The 17,599-nt window shown below is 71.7% G+C and carries 16 protein-coding genes; 8 read left to right on the top strand and 8 right to left on the bottom strand.

Going from position 1 to position 17,599, the window contains the following annotated elements; translation table 11 throughout:
- Positions 1 to 210 precede the first annotated feature (210 nt).
- Positions 211 to 1,167 (top strand): alpha/beta hydrolase, encoded by a 957-nt coding sequence (locus ACWDSL_RS29950; RefSeq protein WP_450490647.1) that lies wholly within the window; start codon positions 211 to 213, stop codon positions 1,165 to 1,167.
- 10 nt (positions 1,168 to 1,177) lie between these two features.
- On the opposite strand, the gene ACWDSL_RS29945 is transcribed toward ACWDSL_RS29950, so the two are convergent.
- Positions 1,178 to 2,350 (bottom strand): PucR family transcriptional regulator, encoded by a 1,173-nt coding sequence (locus tag ACWDSL_RS29945; protein ID WP_450490645.1) that lies wholly within the window; start codon positions 2,348 to 2,350, stop codon positions 1,178 to 1,180.
- A 27-nt stretch (positions 2,351 to 2,377) separates the two neighbouring features.
- Between ACWDSL_RS29945 and ACWDSL_RS29940 the strand changes: the two genes are divergently transcribed.
- Positions 2,378 to 3,334, top strand: coding sequence for an extracellular catalytic domain type 1 short-chain-length polyhydroxyalkanoate depolymerase (locus tag ACWDSL_RS29940; protein ID WP_450490643.1), 957 nt, complete (start codon positions 2,378 to 2,380; stop codon positions 3,332 to 3,334).
- Positions 3,335 to 3,349: 15 nt separating this feature from the next.
- Here the strand turns inward: ACWDSL_RS29940 and ACWDSL_RS29935 are convergent, their stop codons facing one another.
- The 7 genes from ACWDSL_RS29935 to ACWDSL_RS29905 form a co-directional block, all read right to left on the bottom strand.
- Positions 3,350 to 4,030 (bottom strand): response regulator transcription factor, encoded by a 681-nt coding sequence (locus ACWDSL_RS29935; protein WP_450490641.1) that lies wholly within the window; start codon positions 4,028 to 4,030, stop codon positions 3,350 to 3,352.
- 89 nt (positions 4,031 to 4,119) lie between these two features.
- Positions 4,120 to 5,127: a sugar phosphate isomerase/epimerase family protein gene (locus ACWDSL_RS29930; RefSeq protein ID WP_450490639.1), complete on the bottom strand. Its 1,008-nt coding sequence runs from the start codon at positions 5,125 to 5,127 to the stop codon at positions 4,120 to 4,122.
- Between the two features lie 11 nt (positions 5,128 to 5,138).
- Positions 5,139 to 6,356, bottom strand: a complete 1,218-nt coding sequence (locus ACWDSL_RS29925) for a Gfo/Idh/MocA family protein (protein ID WP_450490637.1) — start codon at positions 6,354 to 6,356, stop codon at positions 5,139 to 5,141.
- Positions 6,357 to 6,397: 41 nt separating this feature from the next.
- A complete protein-coding gene (locus ACWDSL_RS29920; protein ID WP_450490635.1) occupies positions 6,398 to 7,468 on the bottom strand; it encodes a substrate-binding domain-containing protein in 1,071 nt (356 codons plus the stop codon).
- Positions 7,458 to 8,402, bottom strand: a complete 945-nt coding sequence (locus ACWDSL_RS29915; protein ID WP_450490653.1) for an ABC transporter permease — start codon at positions 8,400 to 8,402, stop codon at positions 7,458 to 7,460. The genes ACWDSL_RS29920 and ACWDSL_RS29915 overlap by 11 nt, the downstream gene beginning before the upstream one ends.
- Positions 8,403 to 8,569: 167 nt before the next feature.
- A complete protein-coding gene (locus tag ACWDSL_RS29910; protein ID WP_450490633.1) occupies positions 8,570 to 10,117 on the bottom strand; it encodes a sugar ABC transporter ATP-binding protein in 1,548 nt (515 codons plus the stop codon).
- A 255-nt stretch (positions 10,118 to 10,372) separates the two neighbouring features.
- A complete protein-coding gene (locus tag ACWDSL_RS29905; RefSeq protein ID WP_450490631.1) occupies positions 10,373 to 11,554 on the bottom strand; it encodes an ROK family protein in 1,182 nt (393 codons plus the stop codon).
- A gap of 310 nt (positions 11,555 to 11,864) precedes the next feature.
- On the opposite strand from ACWDSL_RS29905, the gene ACWDSL_RS29900 reads away from it, so the two are divergent.
- The 6 genes from ACWDSL_RS29900 to ACWDSL_RS29875 are packed head-to-tail and all read left to right on the top strand — an operon-like array spanning position 11,865 to position 17,589.
- Positions 11,865 to 12,614 carry a DUF1684 domain-containing protein gene (locus tag ACWDSL_RS29900; RefSeq protein WP_450490629.1) on the top strand — a complete coding sequence of 250 codons (750 nt, stop codon included), beginning with the start codon at positions 11,865 to 11,867 and terminating at the stop codon, positions 12,612 to 12,614.
- A 47-nt stretch (positions 12,615 to 12,661) separates the two neighbouring features.
- Complete coding sequence (locus tag ACWDSL_RS29895; protein ID WP_450490627.1) at positions 12,662 to 14,182, top strand: ABC transporter substrate-binding protein; 1,521 nt, start codon at positions 12,662 to 12,664, stop codon at positions 14,180 to 14,182.
- Complete coding sequence (locus tag ACWDSL_RS29890; RefSeq protein WP_450490625.1) at positions 14,182 to 15,147, top strand: ABC transporter permease; 966 nt, start codon at positions 14,182 to 14,184, stop codon at positions 15,145 to 15,147. The genes ACWDSL_RS29895 and ACWDSL_RS29890 overlap by 1 nt, the downstream gene beginning before the upstream one ends.
- Positions 15,144 to 16,028: an ABC transporter permease gene (locus ACWDSL_RS29885; RefSeq protein WP_450490623.1), complete on the top strand. Its 885-nt coding sequence runs from the start codon at positions 15,144 to 15,146 to the stop codon at positions 16,026 to 16,028. Before ACWDSL_RS29890 ends, ACWDSL_RS29885 begins: the two co-directional genes overlap by 4 nt.
- Complete coding sequence (locus ACWDSL_RS29880; protein WP_450490621.1) at positions 16,025 to 16,828, top strand: ATP-binding cassette domain-containing protein; 804 nt, start codon at positions 16,025 to 16,027, stop codon at positions 16,826 to 16,828. Before ACWDSL_RS29885 ends, ACWDSL_RS29880 begins: the two co-directional genes overlap by 4 nt.
- Complete coding sequence (locus ACWDSL_RS29875; RefSeq protein WP_450490619.1) at positions 16,825 to 17,589, top strand: ABC transporter ATP-binding protein; 765 nt, start codon at positions 16,825 to 16,827, stop codon at positions 17,587 to 17,589. Before ACWDSL_RS29880 ends, ACWDSL_RS29875 begins: the two co-directional genes overlap by 4 nt.
- The last annotated feature ends 10 nt before the right edge of the window (positions 17,590 to 17,599 follow it).

The following is a 17,599-nucleotide window of genomic DNA, read 5'->3' as shown; positions in this document are numbered from 1 at the left end:
GACGGCGACACGCCGAAGGGACGGCGTGTCGCCGTCTCAAACTCACCGCAGATCCATGCCTCGACCGCGTACGTCCGGCCGGGGCCGTTGTCCCCTGAACGCATGGGGCGGATGCGGCTCATGGGGCCGCACGGAAGTCGGGTGACGGGGGCTGTTGTCCCGACGCCTGTCTGATGACCCGCGCGGCCACCCCGTGGCACGGTGTGGTACATGGCCCACGACTACCCGTTCGACCCCGAACTCGCCGCGGCCGTCGTCCTGATCCCCCCGGTCGACCTCTCCGACCTGGCCGCCGCGCGGGCCGCGCAGGCGCGTGAGGTCGCCGGGCGGCTCGCGGCCGTGGACGGCGCCGGGGTGGAGGTCGGACAGGCGGTGGCGCCCGGGTGGGAGGGCGCGCCGGACGTGGTGCTGCGTACGTACCGGCCGCTGGGTGCCGCCGGGCCGCTGCCCGCCGTCTACAGCGTCCACGGCGGTGGCTTCATGCTGGGCTCGCCGGACGTGGACCACGCCTTCAACCTGTGGCTGTGCCGTGAGCTCGACGCCGTGGTGGTCTCGCCGGACTACCGGCTGGCGCCCGAACACCCCTTCCCCGTCGGCCTGGAGGACTGTTACGCCGGGTTGTGCCTGCTCGCGAAGGGCGATGCCGGGCTGGAGGTGGCGGCGGACCGGATCGCGGTACTCGGCGACAGCTCCGGGGCGGGCATGGCCACCGCCCTGACGATGCTCGCCCACACCCGCGGCGGCCCCGGGATCCGCTTCCAGGTCCTGTTCAGCCCCGCGCTCGACGACCGGCTGGACACGCCCAGCGCGAGGGCCTTCACCGACACGCCCGTATGGACCCGCCACCTCGCCCTGCAGAGCTGGGAGGCGTATCTGGGGGCCGGGGTGCCCGGTACGGAGGATGTGTCGCCGTACGCGGCCCCCGCCCGGGCGAGCGTGGCCGGGCTGCGGGGGCTGCCGCCCGCCTATGTCGCGGTGATGGAGTTCGACCCGCTGCGCGACGAGGGCATCGACTACGCACGCGCCCTGCTGGCCGCCGGTATCCGCACCGAACTCCACCTCTTCCCGGGCACCTTCCACGGCGCGGTGGCCGTGGAGTACGCCGGGGTGGTGCGGCGGATGAGCGACGAGACGGTCGCGGTCCTGCGGCGAGCACTGGGCCGATGAGAGCCCGCGTTCAGTTCGGCGGCGCGGCCAATCGACGGGCATACAGCGCGAGTTGGGCGTGGAAGCGGTGTCCGGGGTCGCGTAGCCGCCAGCCCAGGGCCGCCTCGACATGGGCCAGTCGCGCGGCCACGGAGCTGTGGTGCAGATGCAGTTCCGCGGCGGCCTGGCGCAGTGAGCCGGTACGGCAGAAGGCGGCCAGCGCGGCGATGGTCAGGTCCCCGTTCGGCTGGGCGGCCAGCGCGTCCAGCTGCCGTGCCTCCGGCAGCGCGGCCAGCCGCTCCGCCGGGATGTCGGCCAGCAGCGCGACCGGGCCGAGCGCGTCATGGTCGGCCACCGCCTCCCGCGGGCTGCCCGCCACCGCGAACCGCAGCGCCGTGCACGCCTGTGCCCAGGAGTCGCGGGCCGCCAGCGCGGGGACCAGGCCGCCGACGCCGACCCGCAGCCGGCGCGCCGCGTCGCGCGCCACGGCCGGGCCGCGGTGCGGGTCGGCCACCGCGGCGCGCAGCGCCGGGGCGGGCGAGTCGGCCGCCGGATCCGGGGACTGCACCAGGACCGTGCCCCATGGGCCGGTCCGGGTGACGCGCACGACAGCATCGAGCTTCGCGCGGCCGAGCAGCGCGACCGCGTCCAGGCCCGCACCTGTGGCCGGGGCGCCGCGTACCGCCACCATCCTCAGCGGCAGTTCGGGGACCAGGCCGAGCAGCCGTAGCGCGCGGGCGCGGTCGTGGTCGGACTCGCGCTCGGACAGCACCAGCTCCATCAGCGCGGGATCGGCCGCATCGGCCGCATTGGCCGCATCGGGCTGCCCGGGCGTACGAGGCGGTGTCGGGCCGCCGCACAGCGTCCGGGCCGCGATGGCCATCCATTCGAGGATCAGCTCGTCGAACGGGCCCGGCGGCCCCGGCCGCTCCAGCCACACCCGCCCGGACGGGCCGAGCTCCGCGCCCTGGGACACCGCCTCCGGCTCACCCGGGAGGGCGGCGCCGCCCGGCCCGAACCGGGCCGTGCGGCCGTCGGGCAGCTCCAGTCCCGCCGCGCACTCCGCGAGCCCCGCGGTGGACCGGACCAGCGATATCGCATCGAGGGCGCCGCTGCCCAGCAGCGCCTCGAAGTGGGCGATCACGCGAACCGCGGTGGCGGCATCCGCGTCGAGCGCCGAGAGCCGCAGCAGCAAGCCCTTCACAGCCACCAGTCTAGAAAGGACAGGGACATGACCAACAGCCCCGCGTCGGCGAGAACCACCACACCCAGGTCGGTGCTCGCGGCGTTACTCGGCGGCATCCTGCCGCTGCTCGCGTCGCTGCTCCTGCTGACACCGACCCCCGCGGCGGCCGCCTCGCTCACCGAGGTGACCGGATTCGGCAACAACCCGAGCAACCTCAGGATGTACCAGTACGTGCCGAACAACGTCGCGGCGCGCCCCGCGGTCCTCGTCGCGGTGCACTACTGCACGGGCTCGGGCCCCGCGTTCTACTCAGGCACCGAGTTCGCCTCGCTGGCCGACCGCTACGGCTTCATCGTCGTCTACCCGTCCGCCACCCGCAGCGGCTCCTGCTTCGACGTCTCCTCGCCGCAGGCGCTGCGGCACGACGGGGGCAGCGACCCGGTGGGCATCGTGTCGATGGTCCGCTACGTCCTCCAGCACAACAACGCCGACCCCAGCCGGGTCTATGTCACCGGAGCCTCCTCGGGCGCCATGATGACCAACGTCCTGCTCGGCGACTACCCGGACGTGTTCAAGGCGGGCGCGGCGTTCGCCGGCGTGCCCTTCGGCTGCTTCGCCACCACGGACGGATCCGGCTGGAACACCGCCTGCGCCAACGGCACGATCACCAAGACGGCGCAGCAGTGGGGCGATCTGGCGCGCGGCGCCTACCCCGGATACACCGGCGCCCGGCCGAGGATGCAGCTGTGGCACGGCACCGCGGACACCACCCTGCGCTATCCGAACTTCGGTGAGGAGATCAAGCAGTGGACCAACGTCCTCGGGGCGAGCCAGACACCCGTGAGCACGGACAGTCCGCAGACCAACTGGACCCGCACCCGCTACGGCGCCACCGGTGACCGGGCCCCGGTCGAGGCCATCAGCATCCAGGGCACGGGACACTCGCTCCCGCTCGCCGGTATGGCCGCCCGGGCCATCACCTTCTTCGGCCTGGACAGTTAGACGTAACAGTCGCTGCTAGTCGCGCGGCGGCGCGGGACGCACCAGACCGGACTGGTACGCGATGACGACCAGCTGGGCGCGGTCCCGCGCCCCGAGCTTGTTCATGGCCCGCTGGACATGCGTGCGTACGGTCAGCGGGCTGACGAAAAGCACCTCGGCGATCTCGGCGTTGGACTTCCCCTCCGCCGCCAGCGCCATCACCTCCCGCTCGCGGGCGGTGAGCGAGGCGAGGAGTTCGCTCGGCGCCAGCGGGGCCTCGGGGTCGGGGGCGGCGAGAAAGCGGGTGATCAGGGCGCGGGTGGCCATCGGGGAGAGCAGGGAGTCGCCGGAGGCCACCGTGCGGATGCCGGAGAGCAGTTCCTCGGCGCCCACGTCCTTGCCGAGGAAGCCGCTCGCGCCCGCCCGCACCGCCCGGGCCACGTATTCGTCGGTCTCGAAGGTGGTGAGGATGAGCACACGGGTGGCGGACAGCTCCGGGTCGGCGCAGATCGCGGCGGTCGCGGCCAGGCCGTCGGTGCCGGGCATACGGATGTCCATGACGACGACGTCGGGGGCGTGTGCACTGGTCAGCGCTGCCGCCTCCGCGCCGTCGGCGGCCTCCGCCACCACCTCCATGTCCTCGCAGGAGTCGATCAGGATCCGGAAGGTGGCCCGCAGCAGGGTCTGGTCGTCGGCGAGCAGGACGCGGATGGTCATGTCACCATGGTGAGCCATCGGACGTAGGAACGGCCTCAGGGCCGTCCGTGACCCTCGCACGGACGGCCCTTTCCCCCTGGCCTCGGCCCTCAGCCGTTTCCGCCGCCGAAGGCCGCGTCGAAGGATGCCGCCGGCGGGTCGAAGTCGTACGCCTTCAGCCGCTTCAGCGCCTCGGGCGCGCCCTGGAGCCGGTCCATCCCGGCGTCCTCCCACTCCACCGACACCGGCCCGTCGTATCCGATGGAGCGCAGCATCCGGAACACGTCCTCCCACGGCACATCCCCGTGTCCGGCCGAGACGAAGTCCCAGCCGCGCCGCGGGTCGCCCCAGGGCAGATGCGAGCCGAGCCGGCCGTTGCGGCCGTCCAGCCGCTTCCGCGCCTCCTTGCAGTCCACGTGGTAGATCCGGTCCCGGAAGTCCCACAGGAAGCCGACCGGGTCGAGGTCCTGCCAGACGAAATGGCTGGGGTCGAAGTTGAGCCCGAAGGCGGGGCGGTGGCCGACCGCTTCGAGCGCGCGTTGGGTGGTCCAGTAGTCGTACGCGATCTCGCTCGGATGCACCTCGTGGGCGAAGCGCACGCCCTCCGCGTCGAACACGTCCAGGATCGGGTTCCAGCGCTCGGCGAAGTCCTCGTAGCCGCGCTCGATCATATGCGGCGGCACCGGCGGGAACATCGCCACCAGATGCCAGATGGAGGAACCGGTGAAGCCGATGACGGTACGGACCCCGAAGGCGGCCGCGGCCCGCGCGGTGTCCGCCAGCTCGGCCGCCGCCCGCTGCCGCACCCCCTCCGGGTCGCCGTCGCCCCAGATCCGGCCCGGCACGATGGCCTGGTGGCGCTCGTCGATGGGGGAGTCGCATACGGCCTGGCCGACCAGGTGGTTGGAGATGGCCCAGCACTGGAGCCCGTACTTCTCCAGCAGCTGCCGCCGCCCGTCCAGATAGCCGGGCTCGGAGAGCGCCCGGTCCACCTCGAAGTGGTCGCCCCAGCAGGCGAGTTCGAGTCCGTCGTAGCCGAAGTCGCGGGCCAGCCGGCAGACCTCCTCGAGCGGCAGATCGGCCCACTGTCCGGTGAAGAGTGTGAATTGTCGGGGCATCCGGGGCCTCCTCAGGCGGGTACCGGCGTGTAGACGCAGTTCTTCTCGGCGCTCTCCTCGACCGCGGCGAGCACCCGCTGCACCTGCAGCCCGTCCGCGAAGGACGGTTCGGGCTCGGTCCGCGCGTCGATGGCAAGCACCAGATCGCGCGCCTGGTGGACAAAGGTGTGCTCGTATCCGAGGGCGTGGCCGGCCGGCCACCACGCCTCCAGATAGGGGTGTTCGGGCTCGGTGACCAGGATCCGGCGGAAACCGGCGTCGGTGGCCGGCTCGGTGTGGTCGTGGAAGTGCAGCTCGTTCAGCCGCTCCAGGTCGAAGGCGAGCGAGCCGCGTTCGCCGTTGAGCTCGATCCGCAGCGCGTTCTTGCGGCCCGCCGCGAACCGGGTGGCCTCGAAGGACGCGAGCGCCCCGGAGGCCAGCCGCCCGCTGAACAGCGCCGCGTCGTCGACCGTGACCGGTCCGCGCGCCGCGCCGCCCGCCTGGCCGCCGAGCCCGCCGGCCGCGGCCCCGGCGGGCAGCGGCCGCTCCCGTACGAAGGTCTCGGTCAGCGCCGAGACCCCGACCAGCGGCTCGCCGGCCAGATACTGCGCCAGGTCGACGATATGGGCGCCCAGGTCGCCGAGCGCGCCGGAGCCCGCGTGCTCCCGCTGCAGCCGCCACACCAGCGGGGACTCCGGATCGACGAGCCAGTCCTGCAGATACGACACCCGTACGTGGCGCAGCACCCCGAGCCGCCCGTCCCGCATCATCCGGCGGGCGTGTGCGATGGCGGGCGTACGGCGGTAGTTGAACCCCACCGTCGCGATCTGCCCGCGCTCCCGCGCCCGCCGGGCCGCTTCCACCATGGCCTCGGCCTCGGCGACCGAGTTGGCGAGCGGCTTCTCGCACAGCACATGCTTGCCCGCCTCGAGCGCGGCGATCGCGATCTCGGCGTGGCTGTCGCCGGGTGTGCAGATGTCGACGAGCTGCACGTCGTCGCGGGCGATCAGGGCGCGCCAGTCGGTCTCGGCGGCGGCCCAGCCGTGTTTTTCGGCCGCGGCCCGCACCGCGTCCGGGTCGCGGCCGCAGATGGCGGCCATGGCCGGGCGCTGGGGCAGGTCGAAGACGCGGCCCACGGTGCGCCACCCCTGGGAGTGGGCGGCGCCCATGAAGGCGTAGCCGACCATGCCGACACCGAGCGCGGGCTTGGTTGTTTCCGCGGTTTCCGCGGTTTCCGCAGGATGTTGCATGGGACTCCTTCGGTGGGGGATCAGGTCCGGCGGGGGTGTGGTCAGCTGAAGCCCGTGGGCAGGTAGGCGTCGACGTTGTCCTTGGTGACCACGGCGGAGTAGAGCGTCAGGGAGGCCGGGATCTCCAGTTCGGCGAGGCCGCCGACGCCCTTGCCCTGGCCGAGCGCGCGGGCGAGGTCGATGGCGGAGGCGGCCATCGTCGGCGGGTAGAGGACGGTGGCCTTCAGCACGCTGTTGTCGGCCTTGATGGCGTCCATGGCGCGCTTGGCGCCCGCGCCGCCGACCATGAGGAAGTCGTCCCGACCGGCCTGCTGGATGGCGCGCTCGGCGCCCACGCCCTGGTCGTCGTCGTGGTTCCAGAGCGCGTCGAACTTCTTGTGCGCCTGGAGCAGCTGGGCCATCTTCGACTGGCCCGACTCGACGGTGAACTCGGCGGCCTGGCGGCCGACCTTCTCGATGTTGGGGTAGTTCTTCAGGGCGTCGTCGAACCCCTTGGTGCGCTGTCCGGTCAGCTCCAGGTTGTCCAGGCCCGCCAGCTCGACGACCTTCGCGTTCTTCTTGCCCTTGAGCTGCTCGCCGATGTAGCGGCCCGCGTTGAGCCCCATGCCGTAGTTGTCGCCGCCGATCCAGCAGCGGTACGCCTGCGGGGAGGCGAAGATCCGGTCGAGGTTGACGACGGGTATGCCCGCCTTCATGGCCTTCAGCCCGACCTGGGTCAGCGCCTTGCCGTCTGCGGGCAGGATGACCAGGACGTCGACCTTCTTGTTGATCAGCGTCTCGATCTGGCCGATCTGCTGGGCGGTGTCATTGGAGCCCTCGGTGGTCTCGAGGGTGACGTCCTCGTACTCCTTGGCGCGCCGCTTGGCCTGCTGGTTGATGGCGTTGAGCCAGCCGTGGTCGGCCTGCGGGCCGGCGAAGCCGATGGTGACCGCCTTGCCGGGCTTGGTGTCCGCCGTGTTCGCGGCCTGCGTGTTCTTCTCGTTGTCGTCGTTGTTCTCGTTGCTCGTACAGCCCGCGGCGAAGAGCGCACCCGCGGCGGCGGTGCCGAACAGCAGATTTCTCCGGCTGGGGCTCATCGGGGAGTTGGCCGGTGTGCGTGGGTTATCCCTCATGGTTCGTACGACCCTTCTGGACCAGGACGGCGGCGACGATGATCGCGCCCTTGGCGATCTGCTGGACATCGGTCTGCAGGTTGTTCAGGGCGAACAGGTTGGTGATGGTGGTGAAGACGAGGACGCCGAGGACGGAGCCGGTGATGGTGCCCCGGCCGCCGCTGAGCAGCGTGCCGCCGATGATCGCGGCGGCGATGGCGTCGAGTTCGTAGAGGTTGCCGTTGGTGTTCTGGCCGGAGCCGGTGAGCACGATCAGCATGAACGCGCCGATCCCGCAGCACAGCCCGGACAGCAGATACAGCATCAGGCGCTGCCGCCTGACGTCGATGCCCGCGAGCCGGGCCGCCTCCGCGTTGCCGCCGATGGCGACGGTGCGCCGGCCGAAGGTCGTACGGTTCAGCACCAGCCAGCCGACCACGGTGACCAGGGCGAAGATCATCACCAGCGGCGGGATGCCCAGGACGTATGCGTCGGGCAGCCCCAGGTCCAGGACCGGCTGCACGGTGACGACCTGCGTCTTGCCGTCGCTGAGGTGCAGCGCGAGGCCACGGGCCGAGGCGAGCATGGCGAGCGTGGCGATGAAGGGGACCATGCCGCCGTACGCGATGAGCACACCGTTGACCAGGCCGCAGCCGAGACCGACCAGGACGGCGCACATCAGGATGCCGCCGAGCCCGAAGTCCTGGGTGGCCAGCGTCGTGGCCCATACGGAGGCCAGGGCGACCATCGCGCCGACGGACAGATCGATGCCTCCGCTGGTGATGACGAAGGTCATGCCGACGGTGACGACGCCGATCACGGACGCCTGGGTGAGGATGAGCTGCAGATTGTCGGTGTTCAGGAACGCATCGGGCTTGGTGAAGCCGCCCACGGCCACCAGCACCGCGAGGACCCCGACCAGGGACAGATTGCGCAGATCGACGAGCGCCCGCAGCCGGCCGCCTCCGGCGGCCCGGCCGGCCGGCGGACGTCCGTGGGACGCTCCCGGCGGGCTCTCCTTGGTGAGCGTGGCGGTGGATTCGGCGGCGGCGTTCGCGGATACGGCATCTGCGGCGGCGGCATTCGCGGGGGCGGCGGACCCCGGCTGCCCCCCGGGTTGATTCAGCACGACGGGCTCCCTTCCATGACGAGGTCGAGGACGCGGTGTTCGTCCAGCTCCCGGGCCGGTGCGGTGTGTACGACGCGGCCCTCGCGGAGCACCAGCACCCGGTCGGCCAGGCCCAGGACCTCGGGCAGTTCGCTGGAGACGAGCAGGACGGCCACGCCGTCGTCGGCGAGGCGGCGGATCAGGGCGTACAACTCGGCGCGGGCGCCCACGTCGACGCCGCGCGTGGGCTCGTCCAGCAGCAGTACGCGGCAGCCGCGCAGCAGCCAGCGGGCGAGCACGGCCTTTTGCTGGTTGCCGCCGGACAGGGTGCGCACCGGGCGCTCCGGGTCGTCGGGGCGCAGCGACAGATCCCGTACGGCTTCCCGGGCCGCGGCCCGTTCGGCCCCGCGGTCCAGCCACCCGGCGCGCGAGAAGCGGGCCAGCGAGGACACCGAGACATTGCGGGTGATGGACTCCAGCATCAGTAGCCCCTGCGCCTTGCGCTCCTCGGGGGCGAGGCCGAGCCCGGCGCGTACGGCGGCGGTGACGCTGCCGGGGCGCAGCGGGCGCCCGTCGACGAGGACGCGGCCGGCGGTCGGCCGCCTGGCCCCGTAGACGGTCTCCAGGATCTCCGAGCGGCCGGAGCCGACGAGGCCGGCCAGACCCACGATCTCGCCGGGGCGCAGTTCCAGGTCGAGCGGTTCGAACTCGCCCGCCCTGGCCAGCCCTTCGAGCCGCAGCACGGGCGTACCGCCGCCGGGGTCTTCGGACTGTGCGTCCGGTGCGGGCCGTTCGGGGAAGGCGTACTCGACGTCGCGGCCGGTCATCAGGGCGACGATGTCGCGGGTCGGGGTGGTGCGGGCGGGCAGTCCGCGGGCGGCGACGCGGCCGTCCTTGAGGACGGAGACGCGGTCGCCGATGCGGCGGATCTCCTCCAGCCGGTGGGAGATGTAGACGACGGCGACGCCGTCCCCGGTCAGATCGCCGACGATACGGAAGAGGTTGTCCACCTCGTCGGGGTCGAGGGCGGCGGACGGCTCGTCCATGACGATCAGACGTACGTCGTGGGAGAGGGCGCGGGCCATGGAGACGATCTGCTGTCCGGCCGCGGGGAGCGAGCCGACCAGCGCGTCCGCGGGGATCTCCGGGTGGCCGAGGCGGGCGAGGAGATCGGCGGTGGCGGCGCGGGCCGAGCGGGGGTGCAGAAAACCGCCGGTGGCGAGCTCATGGCCGAGGAACACGTTCTCGGCCACGGACAGCCCCTCCACCAGGTCGAGTTCCTGGTAGATGGTGGCGATGCCCAGGCGCATGGCGGCGACCGGCGACTTGAGCCGCACCGGGCGGCCCTGCCAGTGGATCTCGCCCTGGTCGGGCTGATGGGCCCCGGCCAGCACCTTGATCAGGGTGGACTTGCCCGCGCCGTTCTGGCCGAGCAGACAGTGGACCTCACCCGCCTGGACGTCGAGGTCGACCCCGTCGAGGGCCCGTACGCCGGGGAAGGACTTGGCGATGGCGGACATGGTGAGCAGTGGTGGCGGTTCGGGCGGTGTGGGCGGTGCCATGGCGGGCCTCCTCGGCGGTGCGCCGGTGAGTGGGCAGGGCTGATCGCGGAATGGCGGGGGGTTGGTGTGGTGCGCGTGGTGCGATGCGTACGGAATGCGGCGGGTGTGGCGCGCGTCGCGCGGTTTACGTGCGCGCGTGCCCGTGGTGTGTGCGTGTGGTGTGGAGCTGTGCGTGAGGTGCGGTGCGGTGCGGTGCGTGCGGTGCGTAGGTGTGGTGCCTGTGGTTGCGGGTGGTGCGTGTCGGGTCAGGCCGGGTCAGGCCGGGGAGTAGAGGTGGTCGCTGATCAGGCGGGCCGCCCCGATGACCCCGGCCACGGCGCCGAGTTCGCCCAGCACGATGGGGAGGTTGCCGGTGGCCAGCGGCAGTGACTGGCGGTAGACCTGGGTGCGGATGGCGGCGAGCAGGTTGTGGCCGAGGCCGGTCACCCCGCCGCCGATCACCACCAGGCCGGGATTGAAGAAGCTGACGAGCGAGGCCAGGACCTGGCCGGTGCGGGTGCCGCCGTCGCGGATGAGGTCGAGCGCGGCGGCGTCGCCCGCCGAGGCGGCGGCCGCGACATCGGTGGCTGCGAGGCTTCCGGCGGCCTCCAGCCGGGCGGCGAGCTCGGCGGACCGGGCCTCCCGCGCGGCCGCCTCGGCGTCGCGGGCGAGCGCCGCGCCCCCGAAGTAGGCCTCCAGGCAGCCGCGGTTGCCGCAGGCGCACGGCCGGCCGTCGCGTTCGGCCTGGATATGGCCGATGTCGCCCGCGCTGCCGGTCGTACCGCGGTAGACCTCGCCGCCGACCACGATGCCGCAGCCGATACCGGTGCCGATCTTGACGCAGAGGAAGTCCTTCGCGGAGCGCGCGACGCCCGCCTGCTGCTCTCCCATCGCCATGAGGTTCACATCGTTGTCCACCATGACGGGGCAGCCCAGCTCCTGGCTGAGAGCCTCCCGTACGGGGAAGCCGTCCCATCCGGGCATGATCGGCGGCGCGACCGGCACCCCCTCGGGGAAGCGCACCGGGCCCGGGACCCCGATCCCGGCCCCGTCGAACCCCTCGGCCACCCCGGACCCCCGGAGCTTCGCGGCCATGGCCAGGACCTGCTCGAAGACCGCGACCGGGCCCTCGCGCACATCCATGGGCTGGGTCACGTGGCCGAGCACTTCCAGCTCGGCGTTGGTGACGGCCACGTCGACCGAGGTGGCGCCGATGTCGACGCCGAGGAAGCGGAGCGTGGGGGCGAGCCGGATGTTGTGCGAGCGGCGCCCGCCGCGGGAGGCGGCGAGCCCGTCGGCGATCACGAGCCCGGTTTCGAGCAGCCGGTCGACCTCGACGGCCAGCCGGGAGCGCGAGAGGTCCATCCAGTCGCCCAGCTGCGCCCGGGAGGTGGGTCCCCCGTCGCGCAGCAGACGCAGCAGACGCGCCTGATGGGCGTTCGCGGGTCGTGCCGTCATGCGCCTCACACTGCCCCTCCCGCCGTCATCGGCATGCCACTGGTCGGGCTTTCAGGGGGAACGTAGCAGCGGTTGTCCGGCGTGGGAAGAACTTACGCTGCAATCGCTGTGGACTTTCTCCTGTCTCAGGACAAAGCCTCGCCGAATCCGCCGCCCGCGCCCCCTGTGATGCGGGGGCATCTCGCCATCTGGCGCGAATTTGACATTAGGAAGGCTTATGGGTGATAAAGAAGGCCCTTTGAGTACTTCACGCAGCGTGATCATCGAGCCGTGACACACGCGTGACACACTCCGAAATGAGCCGCCCGAAGTGACCCGCACACCCGCCACCCCGGATCAGCCGACCGCCGACCAGCCGACCGCGGACCCCGCCGCGGCCTGGGAGGACTGGCGAGCCCGGCGTCGGCGTTCGGTCACCTCCGCCACCGGGAACCTCGCCCTCGTGGAGACCCGCTGGCTGCCGGCCGGTGAGCGCCCCGACCTCGACGCGGCCCGCGCGGGACAGCCGGAGCACATCACCGTCACCGCCCTCGCCCGCACCGACCTGGTCACCGGCGAGCCCGAGCACGGTCTGCGCTTCTGGGACGGCCAGTCGCCGGCCATCCGCCACTTCGAGCGCATCGACGCCTTCCCGTACGACCCGGCGTGGGTCCTCGAAGCCTCGTACCACCCGGTGCCGGGCGCCCGCCGCGTCGCGTTCGAGCACATCCGGGACAACGGCGGCACCCGCGACCTGGTCGTACCGGGCGATATCGCGCTCACCGTGGACGGCCGCGACTACACGCTCAGCGCCTTCGACGACGACGGCACCCTGCTGCTCGTCTTCGGCGACCCGACCAACGGCGACACCACCTATGGCGCCGGACGCTTCCTCTTCGTGGAGCGCACCGCCGACCCGAGCCGGGTCCGGCTGGACTTCAACCGCGCCTTCGTGCCGCCCTGCGGATTCTCCGACCAGTACAACTGTCCGATGCCGCCGCGGCAGAACCGCTTCCACCTGCCCGTCGAGGCCGGTGAGCAGCTCCCCGTCTTCCGCGACGGCTTCCTCGCACAGCACTGATCTCTCTCCCCCCGCAGCGCACCCCGCAGAAAACGAGCTCATCCGCCATGAACATCACCAAGTCCGCTCTGTACGGCGGCGCCACGGCCGCCACCCTCGCCCTGACCCTCACCGCCTGCGGCGGAGGCGGCAACGGAGGAAGCGCCTCGGGCGGCGCGTACGACAAGAACGCCACCGTCGGCGTCGGTTCGCTCTACGAACCGCAGAACCTCGACAACACCGCGGGCGGCGGCCAGGGCGTCACCGAGGCGCTGTCCGGCAATGTCTACGAGGGGCTGTTCCGGCTCACCGACGACGGCAAGGTCGAGAAGCTGCTCGCCCAGGACTACAAGGTCAGCGGCGACGGGCTCACCTACACCTTCACCCTGCGCGACGGTGTGAAATTCCACAGCGGCAAGAAGCTCACCAGCCAGGACGTCAAGTACAGCCTGGAGAAGGTGATCGGGAAGGACTCGCAGTCCGCCCGCAAGAGCAACCTCGAGGTCATCAAGGACATCGCCACACCCGATGCGAAGACTGTGAAGGTCACGCTGTCGAAGAAGTCGATCTCCTTCGTCTACAACCTCTCCTACGTCTGGATCGTCAACTCCGAGGCGAAGAGCCTGAAGACGAGCGAGGACGGCACCGGGCCGTACACGCTGGACAAGTGGACCCGCGGCTCGGCCCTCTCCCTCGACCGGTTCGCCGGCTACTGGGGCCGCGCGGCCGCCAACAAGGGCGTCGTCTTCCACTACTACAAGAACGCCACGGCGCTGAACAACGCGCTGCTGACCAACGCGGTGGACGTGGTCACCAGCGAGCAGTCGCCCGACGCCCTCGACCAGTTCAAGAACAACCAGAACTACAAGGTCAGCGACGGCGACTCGACCACCAAGCTGCTGCTCGCCTTCAACGACAAGGCCAAGCCGTTCACCGACGTCCGGGTCCGCCAGGCGGTGTCCTCCGCCATCGACGACAAGAAGCTGCTGGAGTCCGTCTGGGGCGGATACGGCAAGCTCATCGGCTCGATGGTGCCGCCCACCGACCCCTGGTACGAAGACCTCACCAAGGTCAACGCGTATGACACCGCCCGGGCCAAGAAGCTCCTGAAGGACGCCGGCTACGAGAACGGCTTCACCTTCACCCTCGACACCCCGAACTACGACCCGCACCCGACCGCGGCCACCTTCATCAAGTCGCAGCTCGCCGAGGTCGGCATCACCGTCAAGATCAACACCATCACGCCGGACGAGTGGTACACGAAGGTCTACAAGAACCACGACTTCGCGGCCACCCTCCAGGAGCACGTCAACGACCGCGACCTGGTCTGGTACGGCAACCCCGACTTCTACTGGGGCTACGACAACAAGCAGGTCACCCGCTGGGTGGAGCAGGCGGAAGCGGCGCCCACCACGGCCGCGCAGACCGAGCTGCTGAAGAAGGTCAACCGCAAGACCGCCGAGGACGCGGCCAGCGACTGGCTGTACCTGTACCCGCAGATCGTCGTCGCGAACAGCAAGCTCTCCGGCTACCCCGTCAACGGCCTCAACTCGCAGTTCTACGCCTACGACATCCAGAAGAAGGGCTGATGGCGCGGTATCTCCTGCGCCGCCTCGCCTTCCTGCTGGTGTCGCTGGCGCTGGCGAGCGTGGTGCTGTTCGTACTGCTGCGCATGCTGCCCGGGGACCCCGCCAACGCGCTCACCTCGGTCGGCGCGGGCCCCGAGCAGATCGCGGCGGCACGCCACTCCATCGGCTCCGACCGGCCGCTGCCCGAGCAGTTCACCCACTGGCTCGGGCAGCTGGCCAGCGGCGACCTCGGCACCTCGTTCGTCAGCTCGCTGCCGGTCGGGCCCGAGGTCTCCTCGCGGCTGAACGTCACCATCCCGCTGACGCTCGCGGCCTTCGTGCTGGCGGTGCTGATCGCCGTCCCGGCCGGTTTCCTCGCCGCGTACAAGCGGCGGACCTGGTACGGCGCGCTGCTCAGCGGGGTGTCACAGCTGGGCATCGCGATCCCGGTGTTCTGGCTCGGCATGATCCTCATCGCCGTCTTCGCGCTGAACGCCGGATGGCTGCCCGCGGGCGGCTTCCCCCAGGACGGCTGGGCCGAGCCCGCCGAGGCGATCCGCTCGCTCGCCCTGCCGGTCGTCACGATCGCGCTGGTCATGGGCGCCTCGCTGACCCGGTACGTCCGGTCGGCCACCCTTGACGTGCTGGGCAGCGACTATCTGCGGACCGCGCGGGCCCTGGGCGCGTCGTTCGGGCGGGCCATGTGGCGGCACGGGCTGCGCAACGCCTCCGTGCCGGTGATCTCGATCCTCGGCATCGAGCTGGCGTCCACGCTGCTCGGCGCCGTCGTCGTGGAGTCGGTGTTCGCGCTGCCGGGCCTGGGCTCGATGCTCGCGACCGGTATCGCCCAGCACGACTACCCGGTCATCCAGGGCGTGCTGTTCGTCTCCACGCTCGCGGTGCTGCTGATCGGCTTCGCGGCCGACCTCATCCAGCGGATCATCGACCCGCGGCTGCGGGGCAGGCTGTCGGGAGGCTCCCGATGACGCGCGTGACACCCCCGGCGAAGCTCTCCACCAAGTCCGAAGCCAAGTCCGCGGCCAAGCCCCGGGCCAAGCGGTCGTACACGCTGATCGTGGGCTGCGTCCTGGCCGGTCTGATCTTCCTGCTCGCCCTCGTCTCCCTGTTCTGGCTCCCGTACGCCACCGACGACACCTCCGGCGGACGGCTCACCGGCCCCGCCGCCGACCATCTCCTGGGCACCGACAAGCTCGGCCGCGACCTGTTCACGCAAGCGATGACCGGCTCCCGGATCGCCGTCGAGGCGGGGCTCGGCTCCGTCCTCATCGCGGCCGCGGTCGGGGTCACCCTGGGCGTGCTGACCGCGTTCGCGCAGGGCTGGCTCGACGACACGCTCTCCGCGTTCCTCGACATCCTGATCGCCTTCCCGACGCTGCTGCTCGCCATGCTGATCGTCGCCGCCCGCTCGGCCACCCTGGGGTCGGCCGTGCTGGCGATCGGCATCGCACAGAGCGCGGTGGTGGCCCGCCTGGTGCGGATCCTGGTCAAACGGGTGCTCGCGCAGGACTACATCACGGCTGCCCGCACCTCGGGCACCTCCTGGCCCCGGATCGTGGCCGGACACGTCCTGCCCAACATCTGGCCCACCCTCGTGGTCAACCTGGCGCTCCAGTTCGGCCTCGCGGTGCTGGCCGAGGCCGGGCTCTCCTACCTGGGCCTGGGAGCCCCGCCGCCCAGCGCCTCATGGGGCCGGATGCTCCAGGAGGCGCAGGCCACCTTCACCACCGCCCCGGCGGGTGCGCTCGCCCCGGGCATCCTGCTCGTACTGCTGGTCATCGGCGTCAACCTCATCGCCGACGGCCTGCGCGACACCCTCGACCCGGCGACCCGGCGGAGGCGCGCATGACCCCCCTCCTCGACGTACGCGGCCTCACCGTACGCACGGCGGACGGGCGCACCCTCGTGGACGACCTCTCGCTGTCCATCGCCCCCGGCGAACGGCTCGGCGTCATCGGCGAGTCGGGCTCCGGCAAGTCGCTGACCACCCTCGCCGTCCTCGGGCTGCTGCCCGAGGGCATGACCGCCACCGGCAGCGTGGAACTGGGCGGCACCCAGATCGTCGGCGCGAGCGAGAAACGGCTCACCGGCGTACGCGGCCGGGACGCCGCCATCGTCTTCCAGGAGCCGCTGACCGCGCTCGACCCGCTGATGCGGGTGGGCCGGCAGCTCGCCGGACCGCTCCGCCTGCGGCGGGGGCTGACCGGCGGCGCCCTCAAGCGGGCCGTCGCCGAGGCGCTGGAGCAGGTACGGCTGCCCGAGCCCGGCCGTATCGCCCGCGCCTTCCCGCACGAGATCTCCGGCGGGCAGCGCCAGCGCGTGGCGCTGGCCATGGCGCTGGCCTGCGAACCCAAGCTGCTCATCGCGGACGAGCCGACCACCGCGCTGGACGTGTCCGTACAGGCCGATGTGCTCGCCCTGATCGACACCCTCGTACGGATGCGCGAGATGGCGGTCCTGTTCGTCAGCCACGACCTGGCGGTCGTCGCCAAGGTCACCGACCGGGCCCTGGTCATGAAGGACGGCCGGGCGGTGGAGGAGGGCACCGTCGACGAGATCGTCCGGGCGCCGCGCGAGGAGTACACCAGGACGCTGGTGGCCAGCGCGCGAAAGCTGGAGTCCGCCCTGGCCCCGAGGAGCGCGCGATGACCCCCGTACTGGAACTGGACGACGTCGCACTGCGCTACCGGGGAAGCACCGCCCCCGTACTCCAGGACGTGTCCCTCACTGTCACGGCCGGGCACAGCCTCGCCCTGGTCGGCGAGTCGGGCGCGGGCAAGACGACCCTGCTGCGCCTGCTGCTCGGGCTCGCCCGGCCCACCACCGGCACCGTGCGCTTCGACGGCGAGTCGCTGCGCCCCCGCGACACCAAGCTGATGCGCCGCTTCCGCGGCAGCGTGCAGTGCGTCTTCCAGGACCCGTACTCCTCGCTCGACCCGCGCCGCCGCGTGGGCGCCACCGTGGCCGAGCCGCTGCGCTCGCTCGGCATCGACAGCAGGCGTACGGCGGCGCCCAAGGTGGCCGAGGCCCTGGAGCGGGTCGGGCTGCCGGCCGACGCGGCGCGGCGCTATCCGCACGAGTTCTCCGGTGGCCAGCGCCAGCGCATCGCGATCGCCCGCGCCACCGTATGCGACCCGCGGGTGCTGCTCGCCGATGAACCCGTCAGCGCGCTCGACGTCACGACCCGGGTCAAAGTCGTCGATCTGCTGGCCGAGTTGCAGCAGGAGCGGGGGCTGACGATCGTCATGGTCTCCCACGACCTGTCGGTGGTCGCCTCCCTGTGCGAGCGCACCGCGGTCCTGGAGCGCGGCCGCATCGTGGAGCAGGGCGACACCGCCCAGGTGCTGGGCGACCCGGCCCATGCGTACACCCGCCGCCTCGTCGACAGTGTGCCGCGCCTGCCCGCCTGAGCGGGATTCC

This window comes from Streptomyces sp. NPDC000941 (assembly GCF_053599555.1).
This window is presented reverse-complemented; position numbering and strand designations above follow the sequence as displayed.

Excerpts from the sequence above, each read along its gene's own strand:
- ACWDSL_RS29940 (WP_450490643.1), top strand. The coding sequence starts at position 2,378 with ATGACCAACAGCCCCGCGTCGGCGAGAACCACCACACCCAGGTCGGTG.
- ACWDSL_RS29925 (WP_450490637.1), bottom strand. The coding sequence starts at position 6,356 with ATGCAACATCCTGCGGAAACCGCGGAAACCGCGGAAACAACCAAGCCC.
- ACWDSL_RS29930 (WP_450490639.1), bottom strand. The coding sequence starts at position 5,127 with ATGCCCCGACAATTCACACTCTTCACCGGACAGTGGGCCGATCTGCCG.
- ACWDSL_RS29885 (WP_450490623.1), top strand. The coding sequence starts at position 15,144 with ATGACGCGCGTGACACCCCCGGCGAAGCTCTCCACCAAGTCCGAAGCC.
- ACWDSL_RS29880 (WP_450490621.1), top strand. The coding sequence starts at position 16,025 with ATGACCCCCCTCCTCGACGTACGCGGCCTCACCGTACGCACGGCGGAC.
- ACWDSL_RS29910 (WP_450490633.1), bottom strand. The coding sequence starts at position 10,117 with ATGGCACCGCCCACACCGCCCGAACCGCCACCACTGCTCACCATGTCC.
- ACWDSL_RS29890 (WP_450490625.1), top strand. The coding sequence starts at position 14,182 with ATGGCGCGGTATCTCCTGCGCCGCCTCGCCTTCCTGCTGGTGTCGCTG.
- ACWDSL_RS29950 (WP_450490647.1), top strand. The coding sequence starts at position 211 with ATGGCCCACGACTACCCGTTCGACCCCGAACTCGCCGCGGCCGTCGTC.
- ACWDSL_RS29920 (WP_450490635.1), bottom strand. The coding sequence starts at position 7,468 with ATGAGGGATAACCCACGCACACCGGCCAACTCCCCGATGAGCCCCAGC.
- ACWDSL_RS29935 (WP_450490641.1), bottom strand. The coding sequence starts at position 4,030 with ATGACCATCCGCGTCCTGCTCGCCGACGACCAGACCCTGCTGCGGGCC.
- ACWDSL_RS29875 (WP_450490619.1), top strand. The coding sequence starts at position 16,825 with ATGACCCCCGTACTGGAACTGGACGACGTCGCACTGCGCTACCGGGGA.
- ACWDSL_RS29895 (WP_450490627.1), top strand. The coding sequence starts at position 12,662 with ATGAACATCACCAAGTCCGCTCTGTACGGCGGCGCCACGGCCGCCACC.
- ACWDSL_RS29905 (WP_450490631.1), bottom strand. The coding sequence starts at position 11,554 with ATGACGGCACGACCCGCGAACGCCCATCAGGCGCGTCTGCTGCGTCTG.